At 47.1% G+C, this 16,411-nt stretch carries 14 protein-coding genes; 4 read left to right on the top strand and 10 right to left on the bottom strand.

Features of this window, described 5'->3' with window-relative positions:
- Positions 1-25 precede the first annotated feature (25 nt).
- The 4 genes from B0G85_RS06750 to B0G85_RS06735 all read right to left on the bottom strand — a co-directional run bounded on the left by B0G85_RS06750 (position 26) and on the right by B0G85_RS06735 (position 3,970).
- On the bottom strand, positions 26-985 hold the full coding sequence (locus tag B0G85_RS06750) for a Bug family tripartite tricarboxylate transporter substrate binding protein (protein ID WP_100379692.1): 960 nt from the start codon (positions 983-985) through the stop codon (positions 26-28).
- A 108-nt stretch (positions 986-1,093) separates the two neighbouring features.
- A complete protein-coding gene (locus B0G85_RS06745) occupies positions 1,094-2,461 on the bottom strand; it encodes an NAD(P)(+) transhydrogenase (Re/Si-specific) subunit beta (protein ID WP_100379691.1) in 1,368 nt (455 codons plus the stop codon).
- 13 nt (positions 2,462-2,474) lie between these two features.
- Positions 2,475-2,813, bottom strand: coding sequence for a proton-translocating transhydrogenase family protein (locus B0G85_RS06740; RefSeq protein ID WP_100379690.1), 339 nt, complete (start codon positions 2,811-2,813; stop codon positions 2,475-2,477).
- Between the two features lie 26 nt (positions 2,814-2,839).
- Entirely contained in the window at positions 2,840-3,970 is a 1,131-nt protein-coding gene (locus tag B0G85_RS06735) for a Re/Si-specific NAD(P)(+) transhydrogenase subunit alpha (RefSeq protein WP_100379689.1), read from the bottom strand.
- Positions 3,971-4,140: 170 nt separating this feature from the next.
- Here B0G85_RS06735 and mnmA point away from each other — a divergent pair, with 170 nt between their 5' ends.
- Entirely contained in the window at positions 4,141-5,277 is a 1,137-nt protein-coding gene (gene mnmA, locus B0G85_RS06730) for a tRNA 2-thiouridine(34) synthase MnmA (RefSeq protein WP_100379937.1), read from the top strand.
- Here the strand turns inward: mnmA and B0G85_RS06725 are convergent.
- Positions 5,274-5,888, bottom strand: a complete 615-nt coding sequence (locus tag B0G85_RS06725) for a glutathione S-transferase (RefSeq protein ID WP_100379688.1) — start codon at positions 5,886-5,888, stop codon at positions 5,274-5,276. The genes mnmA and B0G85_RS06725 overlap by 4 nt on opposite strands.
- A 107-nt stretch (positions 5,889-5,995) precedes the next feature.
- Between B0G85_RS06725 and purB the strand changes: the two genes are divergently transcribed.
- On the top strand, positions 5,996-7,375 hold the full coding sequence (purB, locus tag B0G85_RS06720; RefSeq protein WP_100379687.1) for an adenylosuccinate lyase: 1,380 nt from the start codon (positions 5,996-5,998) through the stop codon (positions 7,373-7,375).
- Positions 7,372-8,736, top strand: a complete 1,365-nt coding sequence (locus B0G85_RS06715; protein WP_100379686.1) for a 3-deoxy-D-manno-octulosonic acid transferase — start codon at positions 7,372-7,374, stop codon at positions 8,734-8,736. Before purB ends, B0G85_RS06715 begins: the two co-directional genes overlap by 4 nt.
- On the opposite strand, the gene secF is transcribed toward B0G85_RS06715, so the two are convergent.
- The 5 genes from secF to queA all read right to left on the bottom strand — a co-directional run bounded on the left by secF (position 8,733) and on the right by queA (position 14,267).
- Positions 8,733-9,707 (bottom strand): protein translocase subunit SecF, encoded by a 975-nt coding sequence (secF, locus tag B0G85_RS06710; protein WP_100379685.1) that lies wholly within the window; start codon positions 9,705-9,707, stop codon positions 8,733-8,735. The two genes, B0G85_RS06715 and secF, sit on opposite strands and share 4 nt — an antisense overlap.
- Positions 9,708-9,710: 3 nt before the next feature.
- Positions 9,711-11,570 carry a protein translocase subunit SecD gene (gene secD, locus B0G85_RS06705; RefSeq protein WP_100379684.1) on the bottom strand — a complete coding sequence of 620 codons (1,860 nt, stop codon included), beginning with the start codon at positions 11,568-11,570 and terminating at the stop codon, positions 9,711-9,713.
- Between the two features lie 25 nt (positions 11,571-11,595).
- Positions 11,596-11,922 carry a preprotein translocase subunit YajC gene (gene yajC / locus B0G85_RS06700; protein ID WP_100379683.1) on the bottom strand — a complete coding sequence of 109 codons (327 nt, stop codon included), beginning with the start codon at positions 11,920-11,922 and terminating at the stop codon, positions 11,596-11,598.
- Between the two features lie 144 nt (positions 11,923-12,066).
- On the bottom strand, positions 12,067-13,224 hold the full coding sequence (gene tgt, locus B0G85_RS06695) for a tRNA guanosine(34) transglycosylase Tgt (RefSeq protein WP_100379682.1): 1,158 nt from the start codon (positions 13,222-13,224) through the stop codon (positions 12,067-12,069).
- Complete coding sequence (queA, locus tag B0G85_RS06690; protein ID WP_100379681.1) at positions 13,221-14,267, bottom strand: tRNA preQ1(34) S-adenosylmethionine ribosyltransferase-isomerase QueA; 1,047 nt, start codon at positions 14,265-14,267, stop codon at positions 13,221-13,223. The genes tgt and queA overlap by 4 nt, the downstream gene beginning before the upstream one ends.
- A gap of 30 nt (positions 14,268-14,297) precedes the next feature.
- Here queA and recG point away from each other — a divergent pair, with 30 nt between their 5' ends.
- Positions 14,298-16,403, top strand: coding sequence for an ATP-dependent DNA helicase RecG (gene recG / locus B0G85_RS06685; protein ID WP_100379680.1), 2,106 nt, complete (start codon positions 14,298-14,300; stop codon positions 16,401-16,403).
- The last annotated feature ends 8 nt before the right edge of the window (positions 16,404-16,411 follow it).

The following is a 16,411-nucleotide window of genomic DNA, read 5'->3' as shown; positions in this document are numbered from 1 at the left end:
TTTTTACCGCATGACTAGGTAAAAATCAATCTGGCTGAATGCCGCCGTCCTTAATTACTTTCTTCATTCTAGTTAGACCTTGAGCGATCATCATTTTTAAATGGTCTTGGCCTAATGGAACAAATTCAAAGCCTTGCTGAATGAGTTGCTCTCGTAATTTAGGATCCTTAAGGGCTGCTGCAAGAGATTCATTTAACTTATCAATCATGGCTGGTGGCGTTCCCTTTGGCGCAAGGAGCGCACCCCAGGTTGAGAAGTCATAACCTTTGATACTTTCATTTACGGTGGGCACATTAGGTAGTAGTGGTGAGCGCGTCTTACTAGTTACCCCCAACACCTTTAGCTTGCCTGCGCGTATATGTGGAAGAGCAACTGATAGAGCGCTTATCATCACCGGCACTTGACCCCCTATGACATCAGTTACTGCAGCTGCGGCACCGCGATAGGGAATATGGACCAAAGGAGCGCCAGTATATTGACGAAAGATCTCCATACCAATATGTTGAGGTGAGCCATTGCCACCTGAGGCGTAATCAATCTTCCCTGGATTTTCTCTGGCGATGCGTACTAGGTCAGCGGCAGTATTGCCGGGAAAGTTTGGGTTGGCAACCATCACAAAAGTAATGGCAGCTACTTCAGAGATGGGTGCAAAGCTAGTTACTGGGTCGTAATCTACCTTCTTGTAAAGATTGGGAAGCATGGTGAGAATGCTGTCATTGAAAGCGCCTAAGGTGTAGCCATCGGGCGCGCTTTGAGCAACCTTAGTCGCACCAATTAGTCCGGCACCACCAGGAATATTTTCAATAGTGATGGCTTGACCTAAGTTCTCTCCCATTTTTTGAACAATCGGTCTCATTAAGATATCAACGCCACTACCTGCTTGCAGTGGCATGATCGTTTGAATAGATCGACCGGGATAGATCACTTGCGCATGGGCGATAGTGGCGCAAAGTAAGCTAGCGATCGATATCAGCAAAACTTTCATGATGATTTGTCCTTGAGGTACATATTTTTATACTAAAAGCACTATTTCTCTTATATTAACGCAATAAAAAACCGCCCTTAGGCGGTCATTTATCAATGCGGCAAAGTATCAGCTGACTGCCTTGACCATGTCTTCCACAACCTTCTTCGCATCCCCGAAGACCATCATCGTTTTGTCCATGTAAAAGAGCTCGTTATCTAAGCCTGCATAACCAGCTGCCATTGAACGTTTGTTCACAATGATGGTTTTAGCTTTGAATGCCTCCAAAATTGGCATACCGAAAATAGCGCTTCCTGGTGTACGTGCTGCTGGATTAACAACGTCATTTGCACCCAGGACAAGTACTACGTCAGCCTGACCAAAGTCACTATTAATATCTTCCATTTCAAATACCTGATCGTATGGAACTTCAGCTTCCGCTAGTAATACGTTCATATGACCAGGCATCCGTCCGGCAACTGGATGAATCGCATATTTGACGGTAACGCCGTGGTGGGTTAATTTTTCTGTTAACTCTTTGAGGGAGTGCTGGGCACGAGCAACTGCAAGGCCATAACCAGGAACAATAATGACAGTGTCTGCATTCTCCATTAAGAAAGCAGCATCTTCAGGTGAGCCAGTTTTGTAGTTTTTTGGCGCACCATCATCACCACCAGCGGAGGCTGCTTCAGCACCAAATCCGCCGAGTAGGACGGCTAAGATGGAGCGGTTCATCGCCTTACACATAATGTAAGAAAGGATAGCGCCAGAGGAGCCTACGCAAGCACCAGCAATAATCAACACGGGATTATTCAAAGTAAAACCGATACCTGCTGCAGCCCAACCAGAGTAGCTATTAAGCATAGACACTACAACCGGCATATCAGCACCGCCAATAGGGATGATGAGCGTTACGCCCAATACCAAAGCGATTGCGCACATCACCAGGAAGGCCTCGTGACTACCGGACATAAAGTACATGACCCCACCACTAACCATGCCAATAGCAAGAATTAGGTTCAATAGGTGTTGACCAGCAAAAGTGACTGGCTTACCGCTGACCTTGCCAGAGAGTTTGCCAAAAGCAATCACAGAGGCTGTAAATGTAATGGCGCCAATAAATGCACCAATGAAGAGTTCAATTTTCTGGGCGCCAGTATGGTCGTGTGCTGGATTAAAAACCGCTGCGATTGCAATTAATACTGCGGATAAACCAACGAAAGAGTGCATGAGCGCAACGAGCTCTGGCATCTTTGTCATCTGTACACGCTTAGCAGCCACCATTCCAATGATTGCGCCTGCAACAATCGCACCAATGATTAATGAGAAGACGGGCTTAAAGTCCGGAATTAAGAAGGTGGTAATTACGGCAAGCAACATGCCGATCATGCCGAAAGTATTCCCTTGTCTGGAAGTTGTGGGTGAAGATAATCCACGCAAGGCGAGGATAAACAGCACCGAAGAAATAAGATAGGAAATTGCTGTGATGTTTAACATGATTTAGTTTTCTTTATTTGGTTTCTGCCGCGTTTGCTTTAGGAGCTTTTTTCTTAAACATCTCCAGCATGCGACGCGTGACCATAAAGCCACCAAAAATATTGATTGAAGCCAAAAACACGGCAACCGCACCAATGATGCTGGTCAGCGTGATCTCATCGCCACCAATCACTTCGGTCTGCAAGAGTGCGCCAACAATAATGATTCCAGAAATAGCATTAGTAACCGCCATTAAAGGTGTGTGTAACGCTGGAGTGACATTCCAGACAACGTGGTAGCCAACAAAAATTGCCAGTACGAATACCGTAATGTTTTGAACAGTGAGGATGCTTTGAAAGGCAGCGAGATCCATGATGTTTCCTTAAAAGAATATTTCGATTAGTTTTTGCGGATGGCTTGGCCATCACGACACATTAAGCAAGCGGTAACTATGTCGTCATCCGTTGGAATGACCAACTTTGCTTGCGCATCAACAATCAACTTCATGAAATCGAGTAAGTTGCGTGAGTACAGGGCTGAAGCATCAGCTGCCACCATACTAGCAAGATTGGTGTAGCCAATAATCTTGACGCCATTCTTTTGCACGATCTTATCTGCTTCAGTTAGCGGACAGTTACCGGAACCATTGTCACCACGACCAGCAGCAAGGTCGATCACGATAGAGCCAGGCTTCATTTTTGCTACTGTGTCGCTATGTAATAAGACTGGAGGTTTGCGCCCTGGAATGAGAGCGGTTGTAATGACGATGTCAGCCTGCTGTGCTTTTTCAGCAACTAGTGCCGCCTGACGCTTCATCCAGGCTTCTGGCATTGGACGAGCATAGCCACCAACCCCTTTAGCAATCTCACGCTCTTCATCAGTCTCGTAAGGAACGTCAACAAATTTAGCGCCTAAAGATTCAATTTGCTCTTTAGCAGCAGGGCGAACATCGGAGGCCTCAATGACGGCGCCTAAGCGTTTTGCAGTGGCGATTGCTTGCAAGCCGGCAACCCCAGCGCCCAAGATTAAAACGCGTGCAGCTTTAACAGTGCCAGCGGCAGTCATCAGCATTGGCATGAAGCGCTGATATTCATTGGTAGCAACCATAACTGCTTTGTATCCAGCAATATTGGCTTGTGAAGAAAGTACATCCATGCTTTGGGCACGGGTAGTTCTAGGGGCAGCTTCTAAGGAAAACGCAGTAATACCTTGGGCAGCCATTGCAGCGATATTGTCATTATCAAACGGATCGAGCATGCCGATTAGCACGCTGCCAGAGTGAATTTGTTGTAGTTCGGCGGCTTCAGGTGCGCGCACCTTAAAGACGATTTCCGCACCCAATGCATCGCTAGCGCTTCCAATCGTAGCGCCCACTGCTTCATAAGCAGAATCGGGCTGACTGGCTCTAACGCCTGCATCCTTTTGAACTACAACAGTGTGTCCTTGAGCAATCAACTTTTTGATTGTTTCTGGTGTGGCGGCTACTCGAGTTTCCCCGGGTCTGATTTCCAGTGGTACCCCTATGCGCATGGCATGTCTCCAAATACAAATTTTTAAAAAAACTATTTTAGTTAACTCGGTAAAACAATGTCTGACGTCGATCCTGACCGTTAATGACCTGTTTTCGTCTAAATTTCGTGGATTTAGGCGAAGACTTTTACAATGGTGTTTTTAGTGCTGCCCAATTTTCGCATTTTTTGATGATCCAGTTCAATTCTTCTGTAATACCTGCTTCAATTCCATCCAAAAAACCGTCCAAAGTCGTTATTGGGATGTCAGGAGGGGTAGATTCGTCTGTAGCTGCCTGGATGCTCAAGCAACAGGGTTATGAAGTTATTGGTTTATTCATGAAGAACTGGGAGGATGACGATAGCGATGATTACTGCTCGGCGCGTCAGGACTGGCTTGATGTCGTCTCTGTTGCCGATTTGATCGGTATTGATGTTGAGGCTGTGAATTTTGCTGCTGAATATCGAGAGCGGGTATTTGCTGAATTTTTGCGAGAATACGCCGCAGGCAGAACCCCCAACCCCGATGTGCTTTGCAATGCAGAAATCAAATTTAAAGCCTTTTTAGATCACGCTATCAGCTTGGGTGCGGATGCTATCGCCACTGGCCACTATGCCCGAGTTCGTCATGAGGGTGGTCAAAGTAGCCTATTGAAGGCCGTAGATGCCAGCAAAGACCAAAGCTACTTTTTGCATCGTCTCACGCAAAGTCAGTTAGCCAATGTCATGTTTCCTTTAGGTGAGATTGCAAAAATAGAAGTACGCCAGCTTGCCGAGCATATTGGCCTTCACAATGCACGCAAGAAAGACTCTACAGGCATTTGTTTTATTGGAGAGCGCCCCTTCCAAGAATTTCTTAGTCGCTATCTGCCTCGTACTCCCGGCCCCATCAAAACGCCCGAAGGGAAAACAGTGGGAGAGCATATGGGGCTCGCTTTCTTTACCCTGGGGCAACGCAAAGGCATTGGCTTAGGCGGTAGTCAAGATGGTAATGGCGATGCTTGGTATGTCGCTCGCAAGGACGTTACTAGCAACACGCTATATGTGGTTCAGGGTCACGAACACCCCTGGCTGCAAGCCCATCAGCTTTCTGCAATTGATGCCAGTTGGATTGCTGGAACTGCGCCCATGCCGGGCCAATATGCTGCGAAGACACGCTATCGTCAGACTGATTCAGCTTGCGCGCTAGAGGCCGGCTTGGACGGCAATCTGAGTTTTCAGCTCGGTTTCACGCAAGCTCAATGGGCTGTTACTCCGGGTCAATCTGCTGTTTTGTACGCTGGTGATGTCTGTTTAGGCGGCGGAATCATCTCCGCCTCAAATAGTTAAGCCTTTGGCGGCTCAGTTTCCATAAAAGAAGGGCGCTGGAGTAGCTTCTGATAAAGGCGATCAAGATTGGGATATTGGGTTTGCCATTGCACTTGAGGGAATCGAAGTAGTAAATACCCAACTGCACACCCAACAGCAACATCGGCTAAGGTCATTTGATTGCCATGGCACCATGCATTTCCACCCAATTGCTCAGACAGCACCCGCAGTGCGTTATTAATTTTGCCCATTTGGCGGTCTACCCAATCTTGGCTTTGCTGCTCAGCAGGGCGTAAGGTACGCTCAAGACGTGCCAGAATGCCGGCGTCCATGATCCCGTCAGCCAAGGTTTCCCAAGTTTTGACAGTTGCACGCTCACGGTTATCGCTTGGAATCAGCTTAGAAACAGGGCTCAAAGCATCTGCATACTCGGCGATCACTCGGGAGTCGTAGATCGCATCCCCATCTTCTAAAATCAGGCAAGGCACCTTCCCTAGCGGGTTAAATGAGGGCATTTGCGTGTCTGCAGCCCATACATTCTCTAATTGAAGGTCAATATCGACTTTCTTTTCCAAGAAAACAATGCGTACTTTGCGTACGTAGGGGCTAGTGAGTGATCCGATGAGTTTCATGGGGTGGATTATAGCCATCCTATGAGGGGATCGTCTCCGGCTTGGTATCCCTTGCAGAACGCATTAAAATCAGACTTTATCGACATACTTTAGTAAAGGCAATATCTGTGAGCCAGCCGCTTTCTACCCTCAGTGCACTTTCCCCCTTAGATGGTCGCTATGCCGTAAAGCTCGATGCCTTACGACCTTGGTTGTCTGAGGCTGCCTTTATGCGTCAGCGGGTTTTTGTAGAGATTCATTGGTTATTAGCGTTGGCTGCTGCAGGATTGCCAGATGTACCTAACATTAGTGCGGCGGATGAAGCTTTTTTATTAGCTCTGCCAGAAAACTTCTCTGATGCAGATGCACAGCGCATTAAAGATATTGAGGCTGTGACCAACCATGATGTCAAAGCAGTGGAATACTTTTTGAAAGAAAAAGTTTCTGGTCGACCTGATTTATTAAAAGCCAGTGAGTTTATTCACTTTGCTTGTACATCTGAGGATATCAACAACACTTCCCATGGCTTGATGTTACGTGGGGCGCGTGATGAAGTGCTGTTGCCACAACTACGCAAGGTACTTGGTGTGCTTACAGATTTAGCTTTAGAAAATGCTAAGGTACCTTTGTTATCCCGTACACATGGTCAACCAGCCTCCCCAAGCACTTTGGGCAAAGAGTTAGCTAATATTGCTAAACGGTTAGAGCGGGCTATTGCTGTTATTGCGTCAGTTCCCTTGCTAGCAAAAATGAATGGTGCTGTGGGTAACTACAACGCCCACTTATCGGCCTATCCCGATTTTGATTGGGAAAATTTTTCTAAAAATGTAATCGAAAAGCGCTTGGGTTTAACCTTCAATCCATATACGATTCAGATCGAGCCACATGATGGAATGGCTGAATTATTTGATGCTATTGCCCGAGCTAATACGATCTTGTTGGATATGGACCGCGATTTCTGGGCATATATTTCGATTGGTTATTTTAAGCAACGCACTAAAGCCGGGGAGATTGGTTCCTCAACGATGCCGCATAAGGTGAACCCGATTGATTTTGAAAACTCTGAGGGCAACCTCGGTGTGGCCAATGCACTATTGCGCCATTTGGCTGAGAAGTTACCAATCTCACGTTGGCAGCGCGATTTAACAGACTCCACTGTTTTGCGTAATTTAGGGCCAGCATTTGGCCATAGCGTATTGGCATATGACAGCGCCTTACGCGGACTGAGTAAATTAGAAGTGAACCATGCAGCTATCGCGGCTGACTTAGATGCTTGCTGGGAAGTGCTAGCGGAACCGGTACAAACCGTCATGCGCCGCTATGGAATTGAAAATCCATATGAGCAGCTTAAAGAGTTAACGCGTGGAAAAGGGATTAATCAGGCGGATCTACAAACTTTTATTCGTGGCCTGAAAATTCCGGATGATGCAAAACAGTTATTGCTAGAGATGACGCCATCTACCTATTTAGGTAAGGCGGTCGAATTGACTGAACGTTTAAAAAAGTGAGCCTGACACCTAGCCTGGGTCAAGCACCATTAGATTCACAATACGGTGCTCGTCCCAAGATCTGGTTTACTTTTTACCAATTGCTTTGGCACCTCCTACTGCCATTCGCTTTTATCCGCCTTGCTTGGCGAACCCGTCATTCCATTGCGTACTTAAAGCATTTCTCTGAGCGACTGGGTTTTGCTAATGCACAACCAGGTATTCAGGGATCCATCTGGATTCATGCGGTATCTGTAGGCGAGACAAGGGCAGCTCAACCACTGATTGATGATTATCTTGCTCGCGGTGAAACGATTCTACTCACACACATGACACTTAATGGCCGTCTTACGGGCGCTACTGTATTCGCAAAAGCGATTGAGTCTGGTCAGCTACAGCAAGTATATTTACCGTATGACGTATGCTGGGCTGTTGCGCATTTCATTCGCACCTTCAGACCAAGAATGGGTTTGTTAATGGAAACGGAAGCTTGGCCAACAATCGTGTTTTATTGTGCCCAGATACATCTGCCATTATTTTTAGTCAATGCCCGTTTATCAGAGCGTAGCGCACGTCGTGTGCGGCTGTTTGGTAAAGCAGGTAGAGCACTATTTCAAGCTTTTACTGGTATTTTGGCGCAAACCGAATTGGATACCCAGCGCTACCGAAGTCTAGGGGTGCGTAATGCAGATACCGTGGGCAATCTAAAGTTCGATGTGCCGCTAGATCCGCATTTAGTTCAGCAAGGTAGGGTATGGCAACGTGCGCTCAACGCTCAGGGACGCATGATGGTTTGCGCAGCTAGCACGCGCGATGGCGAAGAGGCATTGATTCTAAAAGCATGGAAAGAGATATTGCTAGGTCATCATTTTGAGGTGATGCCTTTACTGTGTTTAGTGCCGCGCCATCCCGAGCGATTTGCCGAAGTAGCTAAACAAATGCATGAGGCAGAATTTGTCTATTGCCGTCGTACAGAGTGGTCAGGTATTCCGAATGTGGATGCAAATTTACAAGTGATTTTGGGCGACTCTATGGGTGAAATGCCACTGTATTACAGCGCTGCAAACCTGGTGATTATGGGAGGCAGCCTACTTCCTTTTGGGGGGCAGAATTTAATCGAGGCTTGCGCTGCCGGTTGCCCAGTATTGCTGGGTGAGCATACTTATAATTTTCAGCAAGCGACTTTGGATGCCTTGGAAATAGGTGCAGCAAAGCGGATCCCAGGAAATGCTGCGTTAGCCAATTCTGTAGAAGAATTACTATTGAATTCAGCTGAGCTAGTGAGGATGAGTCATGCTGCAAAAGATTACTCAACCGAACATCAAGGGGCAACTACAAAAATAGTAGCCGCCCTTGAAAATCAACATTTCAGACTCAATTAAACTTGGGCGCCAAAATTTGGGTCATCATTACGGTTAGCATCATCGGGCTTGCGATCACCTTTGACTAAGTCTTCTCGTGTCACGCCGAGCCACATTGCAAGTGCCGCCGCTACGAATACAGAAGAGTAAATACCAAACAGAATGCCGATGGTTAGGGCAAGGGCAAAGTAAAAGAGGGTAGGGCCACCGAAAATAAGCATCGCCAAGACCATCATCTCAGTACTACCGTGAGTGATCACGGTGCGACTGATGGTGCTGGTGATGGCGTTATCAATAATTTCCTGGGTATTCATCTTGCGGTATTTGCGGAAGTTTTCGCGAATACGATCAAAGATCACGACAGATTCATTCACGGAGTAGCCCAATACCGCCAGCACAGCAGCTAATACAGAAAGGGAGAATTCCCATTGGAAGAAGGCGAAGAAGCCTAGGATGATGACGATGTCATGCAGGTTCGCAATAATGCCGGCAAGTGCAAATTTCCACTCAAAACGGAAAGATAGATAAATAACAATGCCAATGATCACAAAGATCAGGGCTTTTAAACCATCCAAGGCAAGCTCTTGACCAACTTGCGGCCCAACAAATTCAACCCGCTGTAGTTTTGCGCCAGAAGCCTCAGGATTAAGTGCTTGCATGACTGCAATGCTTTGATCCGCTGAAGAAATCACCTTCCCTGCAGCATCTTTTTGTACGGGCAAACGAATCATGACATCACGTGAGCTGCCAAAATTTTGAATCTGGGTGTCTGCATATCCCAACTGTTCTACTTTGGTTCGAATGGAGTCGAGTGGCGCAGTCTGCGGGTAGCTGACCTCCATGACAGTGCCACCAGTAAATTCAATAGACAGGTGAAGACCGTTGTGCCAGAGAAAGAAAACAGCTGCTAAAAAGGTAATGAAAGAAATTGCATTGAGCACCAACGCATGGCGCATAAAAGGAATATCTTTTTTGATTCGGAAAAATTCCATAGCTTATTTCTCCTGTGGACGCCAAACTTGGCCGATAGCGAGTTTTTGAACCTTCTTATTTTTACCGTACCAAAGATTAACAATGCCACGTGAAAAGAAGACAGCGGAGAACATCGAAGTCAGGATACCTAGGCAATGAACTACTGCAAAGCCTTTGATGGGGCCTGAGCCAAATGCCAGCAGTGCCAATCCAGCAATTAAGGTGGTGACATTGGAGTCTAGGATGGTTGCCCATGCCTTATCAAAACCAACCGCAATGGCTGTTTGAGGGGCAGCCCCATTACGTAGCTCTTCACGAATACGTTCGTTAATCAGTACGTTAGAGTCAATCGCCATGCCGAGTGCAAGCGCCATCGCAGCGATGCCCGGAAGGGTGAGGGTTGCTTGCAGCATGGATAGGACAGAGATGAGTAGCAGTAAGTTCACCGCTAGCGCGATGACTGAAAAGGTTCCAAATAGCAGGTAATACGCCATCATAAAGAGGGAGATCGCTGCAAAACCAATGATCAGTGATTTAAAGCCTTTCTCAATATTTTCAGCGCCTAGACTTGGTCCGATGGTGCGCTCTTCGATAATTTCCATTGGGGCAGCTAAAGAGCCTGCGCGCAATAAGAGGGCTAAGTCATTGGCACTTTCAGTAGTCGGTTGCCCGGTAATTTGAAACTTGGAGCCAAATTCACTTTGAATGGTGGCAATGGTAAGAACTTCGCCTTTGCCTTTCTCAAACAAGATCATGCCCATCGGTTTACCAATATTTTCTCGGGTGACCTCTTGCATCACGCGTCCGCCAGCAGCATCCAAGGCAATATTCACAGCAGGACGCTGATTTTGGTCAAATCCAGCGCTGGCATCGGTAATGCGATCACCACTAAAAATAACGGATTTCTTGAAGACACCCTGGCGGTTTTCACCAAAGCGAAATACATCCATACCGGGAGGTGCTGTTTCGCCAATGGCAATCGTAGACACAATGGGATCAGCAAGCCTAGACTCTAAGGTCGCAGTGCGCCCGATAATATCTTTTGCTCGCGCAGTATCTTGAACACCTGGCAGTTGCACCACAATGCGCTCAGCACCTTGTTGCTGAATGACGGGTTCTTTAACTGCTAACTCATTGACCCGTTTGTTCAGGGTAACGATATTTTGTTTTACTGCATTATCTTGAACTTCTTTTAGTGCCACTGGCTTAAATTCTCCAATGAGTTTTGGAGAAAGCCCCGCGGGCTTTACTTGCCATATTAATTCTGGTTGGCTGGTCATTAAAACTGCCCGCGCTTTTTCTGCATCTTCGGTACTGCCAAAAGTAATAGTGAGATTATCTTGGCCACGCTCGATACCTTGTTGGCGGATCGATTTATCCCGCAACTGGCTTCGAACATCGGCCGCTAAAGAAGTAATCTTCTTTTGAACGGCCCCCTTCATATCTACCTGTAGCAGGAAGTAGACGCCGCCACGTAAGTCCAGACCAAGAGGCATAGGCAGTGCATTAATTGCATTGAGCCATCCTGGTGTGTTGGAAAGCAGGTTTAGTGCAACTGTAAAGTTGGGATCATTTTGATCAATATTGAGCTTTTGCTGCAATAAGTCACGCGCTTGTAACTGCGTATCAGTGTTATTGAATCGAATCTTGATTGAGCCTACGTTGCCGACAGATTCAAAGAAGACTCCAGTGCTGACCATGTTTTGGTCAGCCAGAATTTTTTCAACTCGAGACTGTGTCGCCAAATCAACCTTAGTGGTTGGTTTGGCAGACGAGACTTGAACCGCTGGAGCCTCTCCGTAAAAATTGGGTAGTGAATACAATCCCCCAATTAATAAGGCAACCAGGATGACAATGTATTTCCAGAGAGGGTAGCGGTTCATATTGAAAGACTTTTAAGCAAACAGATTAAGCGGACTTTAGTGAACCCTTTGGCAGTACCGTAGTGATAGCACCTTTTTGCATCTGCACTTCGGTACCAGCAGAAATTTCTACTGTAACTACTTGGTCTTTTAAGGCGGTTACTTTGCCGATAATGCCGCCAACGGTGACCACTTCATCGCCGACTGATAAAGATTCCAACATGGCTTTGGTTTCTTTTTGACGCTTCATTTGTGGGCGGATCATGATGAAGTACAAGACTGCGAACATCAACACTAGGGGAAGAAAGCTCATTAAGCCATTGGAATCTGCTCCCGCGGCTGGAGCCTGGGCAAACGCGTTACTAATCCACATATAAAACCTCCGTTAATCACTGATGGAAAACTGCTTTAGATTTAGGCTGATACAACACAGCCGTAAAGCCGCAATTCTAAACTGTATGGGGCTCTGAAGGCTGATTTAAGGTCAATTGAAGGTGCTTGTGTTGCCTAGGGGCCATTAATCCTGGCCAGGCTCAACGCCACGCTGGCGATTTCGATGAAATTCTTCGCGGTAGGCGCTAAAACGATCTTTGGCTAGTGACTCACGAATCTCTTCCATCAGCTGCAGGTAGTAGGAGAGGTTATGGATGGTGTTGAGCTGAGAGCCCAGGATCTCATTGGCCTTTTGCAGGTGATTTAGATATGATCTAGTGAAATTTTGGCAGGTGTAGCAGGCGCAAGTGGGGTCAACTGGGCGATCATCCTCTTTATAACCCGCATTTCTTAATTTCAGGTCGCCAAAGCGGGTAAAAAGCCAGCCATTACGTGCGTTGCGAGTAGGCATTACGCAGTCAAACATATCAATTCCCAGGCTAACGCCTAGCATTAAATCCTCAGGCGTCCCGACACCCATTAAGTAATGAGGCATATGCTCGGGTAACTTTGGAGCCGTGAAGTGAAGGATGCGCTCAAATTCTGGTTTGGGTTCACCAACCGACAGTCCGCCAATGGCAATGCCATCAAAGCCTTGTTGGCTTACGGCATCTAGGGAAAACTCACGCAGGCTCTCAAACATACCGCCTTGAACAATGCCAAATAACCCATTGCCAGTTTCTAGCTCCCGAAAGCGCTTTAAAGAACGGTCACCCCAACGCAGCGACATTTCTAGTGAGGCTCGAGCCGTTTTTTCCGAGGTAGCCTGGCCTTTAACCTCATAAGGAGTGCACTCATCAAACTGCATCGCGATATCACTGTTAAGTACCGCCTGAATCTCCATCGAGACCTCGGGGGACATAAATAACTTGTCACCATTGATGGGGGATGAAAAAGTCACCCCTTCCTCAGAGATTTTTCTCAATGCCCCTAAACTAAATACCTGAAAGCCACCTGAGTCAGTCAGGATGGGCTTATCCCAGCCCATAAAGCGATGTAAGCCGCCATGCTTTTTGATGACATCTAAACCCGGACGAAGCCATAGGTGAAAGGTATTTCCCAAAATGATCTGCGCTTTAGCTTCATTCAGGTCACGCGGAGTCATAGCCTTCACAGTGCCATAGGTACCTACAGGCATAAAGATAGGGGTTTGTACGCTACCGTGCGGAAGATCCAGTTGACCCAAGCGAGCTGGGCTCGCTGAGTCGCGGGCCAAAATATTAAAGTGAACGGGTTTGGTCATGTGTAGGTGTGGTTAAGGCGACTTAAGAACATGGCATCGCCATAGCTGAAAAAACGATACTCTTGAGAAATGGCATGTTGATAGGCATTGCGAATATTATCCACGCCAGCAAATGCGCTAACCAGCATGAGTAAGGTCGATTTTGGTAAGTGAAAGTTCGTTAATAAACAATCAACGGCTTTAAAGGTGAAGCCGGGAGTGATAAATAGATTGGTTTCACCGCTACTCTGTTGATTAAGTGCCCAGCTCTCTAAGGCTCTCAAGCTGGTGGTGCCAACCGCAATGACTCTTCCGCCTTGGCGACGGGTCTCTTGGACGGTGACTAAGGTTTCCGGTGAAATAGAAAACCACTCGTAATGCATCTGATGTTTGCTAAGGTCTTCCTCTCGAACCGGGGTAAACGTACCGGCTCCTACATGAAGGGTGACAGTGGCGACTTGGACGCCAAGCTTACTAAGCTCTAGTAAAATTGCCTGATCAAAATGAAGTCCAGCAGTGGGGGCAGCTACTGCACCTGGGTTCTTGGCGATAACTGTCTGATAGCGACTAGCGTCCTCATCATTTGGCTGATGTTCAATATAGGGAGGCAGGGGAAGTTCGCCAAACTGCTCCAGCAAGGAAAAAATATTTTTTGGAAAGCGCACTTCATAAAATCGCCCATCATAAGCAATCATTTCGACAGGAAAGGTTTCTCCGGCGGCATTATGAATATGTACCATCGAACCCATTTTCGGAGCCTTAGAGGCTCTTACTTGAACCCAGGCTTGCTGATCACCAGTAATGCGTTCAATGAGAAGCTCAACATTGCCCCCAGTCTCCTTTTTGCCGTGCAGACGAGCTGGGATGACTTTAGTATCGTTGAATACCAGTAAATCCCCAGGCTTAACTAGATCCAAAATATCCCGAAATTGCCGATTTACTAATTGAGCGGCATTTGCCCCATCTAGCTTTACTTCTAGGAGGCGGCTGTCAGTTCTGTTTGCCAGAGGATGCTGGGCAATGAGATGGGGTGGAAGGTTGTAATTGAAGTCGGAAAGTTGCATAGCATTAACATCAGGTATTGGATTTTAAAGATGACGAATAAGCGACCGCCAACTGCACTCGAAAAAATGGGTTTAAACAGCCCAATGGCTCTTGCTCTGCACCTCCCATCCCGTTACGAGGATGAGACTGAACTTTTCACTATTGAGGAAGCCTTGGGACTAGGCCAGTTTAATGCGATTCAGACCCAAGGGGTCGTTATTCGCAGTCAAGTCCTTTTTCGGCCTAGAAGACAGTTACTAGTCACGATTGAGGACGATACGGGCGCACTTGGGCTCCGCTTTCTCAATTTTTATCCTAGCCAACAAAAACAAATGGCAGTTGGAAGTCATATTCGTGTGCGCGGAGAGGTGCGCGATGGGTTCTTGGGTGCAGAGATGGTTCATCCTATTGTGCGTGCTGTGACTGCCGATGCACCCCTGTCTGCGAGTTTGACGCCGGTCTATCCGGCTAGTGCCGGCTTATCCCAAACGATTATTCGAAAGGCGGTACTCAAGGCGTTACAGGATCCCAGTCTGAAAGAGAGCTTAGCTGAATTTTTACCCGCTAGCCTGACATCAGAAATTCTGCCGACTCAGGATTGGCCTCCTTTGCAAGAGGCGATTGCATACCTCCATCAGCCACCCGCAGATGCGAATACCCAGTCATTGTTAGAGCGCACGCACCCCGCTTGGCGTCGTGTGCAGTTTGAAGAGTTACTGGCGCAACAAATTTCATTAAAGCGGGCGCACGCGATTCGTAGAGAAAGACGTGCACCTTGTTTCAAAAAGTTAGTCGCGATATGCAATGACGAAAAAAATAATGACGAAGCAAGCGCGCCGACAAGTATTGAAGAGGGCTTATTGAAGGTGTTGCCGTTTGAGCTGACGGGTGCTCAAACACGCGTATGGCGAGAGATAGGGGATGATCTCTCAAATACTTTCCCAATGAATAGATTGCTACAGGGCGATGTGGGTAGTGGCAAGACAGTGATTGCTGCTTTAGCAGCGGCACGCGCCATCGATCATGGATATCAAGCAGCCATTATGGCCCCCACAGAAATCTTGGCAGAGCAGCATTATCTTAAGATGCAAGAATGGTTCGAGCCATTAGGTGTAAAGGTTGCCTGGCTCTCCGGAAGCTTGAAGGCAAAAGAAAAAAGATTGGCACAGGAAATGATTGAGAATGGTGTTGCGCAATTAATTATTGGCACACATGCCCTCATTCAGGACAAGGTGAGCTTTTCAAGGCTGGGTTTGGCTGTCATTGATGAGCAGCATCGTTTTGGGGTTCGGCAGCGTTTAGAAATTCAGCAACGGGTAGGTTCAGAGTTATTTTATTGCCATCAATTGATGATGTCGGCAACGCCTATTCCGAGGACACTTGCGATGACATATTATGCTGATCTTGATGTTTCAGTAATTGATGAGTTGCCACCGGGCCGTAAGCCAATTACAACGAAGGTTGTCAAAGCTGCCCGTCGCGATGAGGTGATTGGGGGCTTGCATGCTTGGTTAGCTAAAGGGCTACAGGCATATTGGGTATGTCCATTAATTGAGGAGTCAGAGGTCCTTCAATTGCAAACTGCTGTAGAGAGTTTTGAGCAGCTCACTCAGGCCTTACCGCATTTTAAAGTGGGCTTGGTACACGGCAGATTAAAAAGTGAGGAGAAGGCTGCTGTGATGGCGTCATTTAAGACGAATGAAATTCAGCTATTAGTAGCCACTACAGTGATTGAAGTTGGTGTTGATGTTCCCAATGCAGCGCTGATGGTGATCGAACATGCAGAGCGCTTTGGCTATGCCCAGATACATCAATTAAGGGGGCGCGTAGGCCGCGGCTCGGCAGACTCCGTGTGTATTTTGATGTACGCAGAGCCACTTTCGATGGCAGCAAAAGAGCGCCTACAAACCCTAAGAGAAACTACTGATGGCTTTGTCATTGCAGAGCGAGACTTATCACTTCGTGGTCCAGGAGAGTTATTGGGAGCCAAGCAGTCCGGTGATGCGATGTTGCGTTTTGTAGACCTTCAGCGAGACGCTTGGTTAATTGAGTTAGCGCAAACAGCCGCTGATCGATTGTTGAGTGAGCATGCAGATTTAGTAGGAAGACATCTAGAGCGTTGGCTCGGGTCTCGCACAGAATTTCTGAAAGCCTGATAATTCTT

This window comes from Polynucleobacter brandtiae, from assembly GCF_002797575.1.
GTDB lineage: Bacteria > Pseudomonadota > Gammaproteobacteria > Burkholderiales > Burkholderiaceae > Polynucleobacter > Polynucleobacter brandtiae.
Note: the sequence above shows the minus strand (reverse complement) of the source record. Positions and strands in the feature narration are given on the sequence as shown.

Bases quoted from the DNA above. Each gene is read 5' to 3' on its own strand.
- B0G85_RS06740 (WP_100379690.1), bottom strand. From the start codon at position 2,813: ATGGATCTCGCTGCCTTTCAAAGCATCCTCACTGTTCAAAACATTACG.
- queA (WP_100379681.1), bottom strand. From the start codon at position 14,267: ATGCAACTTTCCGACTTCAATTACAACCTTCCACCCCATCTCATTGCC.
- recG (WP_100379680.1), top strand. From the start codon at position 14,298: ATGACGAATAAGCGACCGCCAACTGCACTCGAAAAAATGGGTTTAAAC.
- secD (WP_100379684.1), bottom strand. From the start codon at position 11,570: ATGAACCGCTACCCTCTCTGGAAATACATTGTCATCCTGGTTGCCTTA.
- tgt (WP_100379682.1), bottom strand. From the start codon at position 13,224: ATGACCAAACCCGTTCACTTTAATATTTTGGCCCGCGACTCAGCGAGC.
- secF (WP_100379685.1), bottom strand. From the start codon at position 9,707: ATGGAATTTTTCCGAATCAAAAAAGATATTCCTTTTATGCGCCATGCG.
- B0G85_RS06735 (WP_100379689.1), bottom strand. From the start codon at position 3,970: ATGCGCATAGGGGTACCACTGGAAATCAGACCCGGGGAAACTCGAGTA.
- B0G85_RS06725 (WP_100379688.1), bottom strand. From the start codon at position 5,888: ATGAAACTCATCGGATCACTCACTAGCCCCTACGTACGCAAAGTACGC.
- B0G85_RS06750 (WP_100379692.1), bottom strand. From the start codon at position 985: ATGAAAGTTTTGCTGATATCGATCGCTAGCTTACTTTGCGCCACTATC.
- mnmA (WP_100379937.1), top strand. From the start codon at position 4,141: ATGATCCAGTTCAATTCTTCTGTAATACCTGCTTCAATTCCATCCAAA.
- B0G85_RS06745 (WP_100379691.1), bottom strand. From the start codon at position 2,461: ATGTTAAACATCACAGCAATTTCCTATCTTATTTCTTCGGTGCTGTTT.
- yajC (WP_100379683.1), bottom strand. From the start codon at position 11,922: ATGTGGATTAGTAACGCGTTTGCCCAGGCTCCAGCCGCGGGAGCAGAT.